Here is a 5526-nt window from a genome sequence, read left to right as displayed (position 1 = left end):
GAATGAGAAAATTTCGTCCCAATGCATTAAGCCTTGCCGTAGCCATTGCCATCAGTTCTTCCATCATTGTCACACAGGCACTGGCCGATCGCAGGTTGCAGACAAAATCTATCGATATTACAGACAATGGACCTGTGGAGTTTACCCGGAGTGAGAGCATTGTTCGGCCAACGTTAGGTGATGACCAGCAGCCAATACCCGGATCTTTCACAACCACCTACTCTTATCAGGCTCAAGTCAGTGCAGGTTATGTCATTCCTGCTAAAGGTTTTACAGATATTCTTTCTGATTTCTGCGGGGGTGTTTCCAGCGTTGATCTGTTTGAAACAGACGAAAATGACGTTGCCCGAAAATACATTAAAGTCCTGAAGGTGGGTGATGAGGAAGTCTTCAGGTTTACCCATAATCTTGAAGAAAAGGAACTGATCATTGAAGTCAGAAGCGGAATGACTGATCGGGACTCAGTTGAGGCTGTTCGCTCTCAGTTGGCTGGCATGGAATCATTGGAACCGTTAACGAAAATTGCCAGCCACACTCAACTGTTCTGGCTGCTGGAAGGTGCTGAGGAGAGAGCGGGAAACCTCGGCAAAAGTGATCACTATGTTTCCCTGGCTACCATTGAAGTCGACAAGGTTGAAGTGAATGGGCGTACCTTCATGCGTCTTATCTCAGGGGGTGATCAGCCCCCCGAACTGCAACGTCTGGGTCAATCACTCTTTGTCAATGATGAGGCTCTCCTGGCAGCAGCCACCTCGGCCTACATCCAGGTTCATATCCTCAGAGAGAATATACAACAGCAGGCTCTTAATGAACTATTGGCATACAGTAAACCCGTCGGATATGTTGTGCATGTCAAGGATGACAAACAGGTTTATCCTGTGCCTGCAGGTTATCCAATGCTGAAAGTAGAGGAAGCTCCGGGAGAGGTTATTGTTTTCTATGGTCAGATGCAGAATCCCCATGATATTGCTTTTGTAGAAAGCCTGCATAAGCACTGGGAAGAAGATAAGAGTAGTAACTCTGCCCCGGCATTAACGACACACGTTAAAAAATACAAGCTCGAAAGCTACCTGTACATCATTCGAAGCAGGCAGATGGAAATGCTGGAGGAGTTTACTGGGAGGCTCGACGCCGCTGCTGACACAGATCAACCCACAACACTTTCAAATGAAGACAAACTGACGATGCGTGCGCTTGCATTCTATGAATCTCTCCGGCAGGCATTGACCAGTGCTATTCCACATGGAGCAGATGAATTTGAGTTCACACTGGAACACATCAGAGTCGTTTCTTCAGTCATCACGCCAATCTGGATGCATAATCAACTCGTAAAACACTTCAGTTTCAAACCCGTATTTAGAAATCTTCTGATTAACCCGCACTTTGTTCAGAATATTCAGAAAGTGATACCCGTTATCAGCCATATCAACAAGCTGCAGATCGACACTTCCCGGGAAGACGGAGAGTTTGCTTCCAAAGTCATGAGCGATATGATGAACAGACAGCTGTCAGAGTTTAACAACGATCTGGAGAGGTTGCGGGTAAAAGAGGCCAAACTCGTCGAGCTAAACGAAAAATTACTTTACGCAACGGAACAAGCCGAAGAAACAAAGGCCATTGCCGTTCGTAGTCATGAGGAAAAACTGAGAGACAGGCAACGCTACGAAAATTCGCTTGCACTGTTAAGTGTCGAGCTGAAAGATCTGGAGAATCAGAATCAGAAAATACGGGATGCAGTCCATCGGATTCCATCACAGGTAAAACAAGTCCTTGGTGCCAGAACAGATGCCAAAATCGCTCATAACGCTCAAATGGCAGGGGATTTTGCTACTAATAACCAGGATGATAGCCTGCTACCCCAAGATCAAGACGAACTCCCCGGAAGAAAACTTCTTGAGAACATCATTGCACTGACCAAATTACCTGGGGCAAAACCACCTGATAGAGAAATCTTCAAAGCAATACTAGCCTTCCCTGAAGGCCTGCCCGGTATAACTCCGGTCAATGAAAACGATCTGGTTGCCCGCTTTCAGTCCACTCAACAGCAACCGGAAGAAGATGCGGATTCACCCGTTGGGCAAGAACTACCCGTCGTTGGACAGATCGGTCGGAGTCCCGTCAACGAAGCTGATCTGGAAGCCCGTCAAAAAGCCATTCAACAACACTCCGGAGAGAAAGCTCAGGTCGCTCGACAACATCCTCAGCAACGAAGCTTCAGAACAGATACTACAAGAGAAGCTGAAATCAAATCCCATCATGCAACCATTGCCGCACGCTTACACATTTGGAATTTTGACAACAATGCAGATGTTTTCGTTCAACATGAACGCCTGATTCAAAAAATCAATACGATTAATGATAAAAAAGGACGTCTGCGTCAACAACTTGAGGCCATCAATGCTCAGCAAGAACAACCGCCTCAGAGAGTTCAGAGAAGCAGAGATGCTCGCACCTCCTCTAAATCTAACACTGAAGAGGATCTAACAGTTACTCTTGGTGTTGAGCTGAATGATAACACCACTCCCGAAGAACTCGACGCCGTGGAAGTGGCAATAAACATGACGCTCTTCGAGCTTGAAAGGCTGAAAGAAATAATGGATCGAACACTGGCTCCCAAAACCAGGCCTGAAATACTCAGTACACTGACAAGCGTGGAAAAAATTCTGGAGGACGACCGTCTCAGTTATGAGGACGACGTGTATCTTCATCGCCAGATCATTTCTGAAGACTTGCAGAAGTACATCATAAATGCCAAAGAGCGCCTGGAGAAAAACGCCCTGATCATACTGGAAGGCTCAGAAAAATTATTCAACATCGACATCAATGAAGGTGATGACAAAGCAGCAAGACTTGAGAGGATTCACAAAAGGCTTGATGGCGATGATATCTCAGCTGACGACCTGGATGAGATGGACAAGATCATCTGGAGCGATTACAGCACGGCTTGGGAAGATCTGAGAGGAAGGGATTTCAGGCTCGAAACGATTCATCAGTGCCTTAGATCTGAAGTCGAAGTATCAGAAGAGCGAGTCAAAAATGAACAGGCACATTATCTTTCGGCTATAGAACGGGCGCTGGAAATCAACCCTCGTAGAAGCGTTGCCGCTATAGAAAAAAGCAAGGCTTTTACTACTAAACTAGCCAATGATATGCAGGTAGAGTTTGAAAAGGATGTTAGCCTGAATGAGCAGAAGCGTATTCTGGTATCGAGAGCCTGGGCATTATTGTACGAGGTACTTGGAACCTACGAAGATGAAAGTGTCAAAAGAGACAGAAACAATGAAATAGCCCATCAACTCAACATTGAGGGCTATGAGGATCATGCCGCTATTGACGACCAGATTCGTCTAATTAGACATAAACTCTTGCGCTTCGGTACTGAAATTTATGAAGCGGGCCAGCTCGATGTTAATGGACGTGTCAAAGCCATTGAGGATGAGCTTGACAGGCAAATGGCTCCCCTGGGACCAAAACCCCGATTCGCTCTTGATCGTGAGCTGGCTGAAGCCAGACGGGCACTACAAGAAGCTGAAAGTGAGCAGAAGACGGCTAATAAAAAACTGAATGATATTCGTCGCATACAATTGGCAATCTGGCAGAGTCTTGCCGACCTCATGGCTGTCCCGGATGATGGCGCTGAGGGTGAACTGGCTTTGACCAGGAAAAAGTACAATCATGTCACAAAATTCCTGCGTGAGTACGACGGGAAAAGTACGCAACAGGCCCACGCCCTGCTTGAAGAGGCTGTTGCACAGGAGAATCTGGAAGCCGTTCCTGACACCACTGAAAAAGCCGTGGGTCTTAAACCAGAACCTGCCGACACCAGTACACAACAGGTTGATGCCCTGAGAAACAAACAGGCACAACCGGGCGGTCATGATGCTAGCAAGATCCAGCAACTGATTCAGGAAGAGTGCCGTCTGGAAGGTGAGATTGAAGTCAGGAAAGCAGACATTGAGAGAATGAAGGATGTCCTTATAGCTGCCGAGGAAGCCGTCAAAAATGATGACGGTCCCTTTCAGTGCACGCCGAGGCAGGCAAAAGTTCTGGACGCCATCCACACATTCACGCAGCAGCACTCTCTCAAGAAACAAGCCCTGGAAGCCGCAATAGGTCTGGCAGAATTAGCCGTAGAAAGTGGTGAGGACATACCCGACTTTACGACTTTCGATTTTGACGAAGAATTTGCACCGGTCCACCTGCGGGCATTGGTCGGAGACACTCTGACGTTTGATCAGGCCAATCGGATTGTGACAGTCTTCAAGAGTCTGAAGACGACCTTCCCGGCCCCCGCTTTCGAATCTGTAGAAAATCAGCCTTCGAATGTGCTGAGAAACATCCAGCAGCTGATGTACAGGGCCAGGGATGAGTTGCAAAGCGGAGCTAAACAATACGACGACGAAATTCTCGGCATGGGCAAAACAGCCATTCACTACGTCGATTATGAGCCGGGGAACCTGAACAGCTTCTCCGAATACTTAGCTGCCCGTTATGCCAGTGGTAACAAGATCATCGCTCTGCTACGTGAAGGTCTGATCAGCAAGGTTGAACTTCAGAACTATATTAAGGCTATCAGAGGCGTCGCCGGATATCAGACAGTGGATGAATTTGAACACTTTCTTGGCTACAGATACGGCGTCAATGTGATTCACTTCAGTGCCGTTGTCGATATGCTGTCCGATAAGGGTGCTGAAGAATTCATGGAGAATGCCTTTACTCCTGTGACTGTGACCGCGACTGGCCCAGCAGGTATGAAAGAGTCTGTCGTCGGCATGAAAGAGTATGCAGCTGCCGTCATCGCCAACTACGTTCTTGACGATATCGCCTTTGAAAATGGCCGCAAGACAGCAGCATTCCTGACCAATATTCAGGACACGCTGACACCTTATGCCAATACTGCCGGCATCTCAGAATCAGACCTGATCAAGGTTATCCATGACACGTTGATGCGGGCTCACGCCGCAGCGATTGAGCGGCAGCTGAATGATTACTGGATCAAGCCTTCAGCCTTTCTGGTACAAGCTGTCACCTGGTACTACTCCAGCTACAAACCTCTACTGGTGACCCAAACCGCCATGGAGGCTGCCAACCTGTCCCTCTCAAACACGGCGTTCCTCTATCTTCTGGATCTGACGAGCCGGGGTGATTACACCCACAGAATGCTCACACCTTTCCAGCACTGGCTGGAACGCTATGGTTTTGATCTTGACCGAACCGGGCAATATGCCTACCACAGTGGCATTGAAAAAGTCACTGAAGTGGGCGGGCTGGCAATGCCACTGGGCAAGGCCGCGTCCTCAGTCATTCTGCTGAGAACCGGCTCTATGCTGTTTGCCAGACAGTACAACGCCAACCCGCATATGTATCGCAGTATTTCCCGTCTGGTTCCCGAAATGTTGAAATCCATGGCTACCGGACATGGCGTTCAGGTACCACTGCTGCACAGGATCACACCAGAAAAAGTGAAAATACTGGCCTCTGCCACAGCCGGCCTCGTGCTGGGACCGGTAGCCACGGTCGGAGCAT

At 48.2% G+C, this 5526-nt stretch carries 1 protein-coding gene; it reads left to right on the top strand.

Translation table 11 applies throughout. From position 1 onward, the window contains the following. A partial coding sequence (locus KDK18_RS03445; protein WP_257253232.1) for a hypothetical protein occupies nt 1-5526 on the top strand: 5526 nt, incomplete at both ends.

The organism is Endozoicomonas sp. SESOKO3 (genome assembly GCF_024606255.1).
This window is presented reverse-complemented; position numbering and strand designations above follow the sequence as displayed.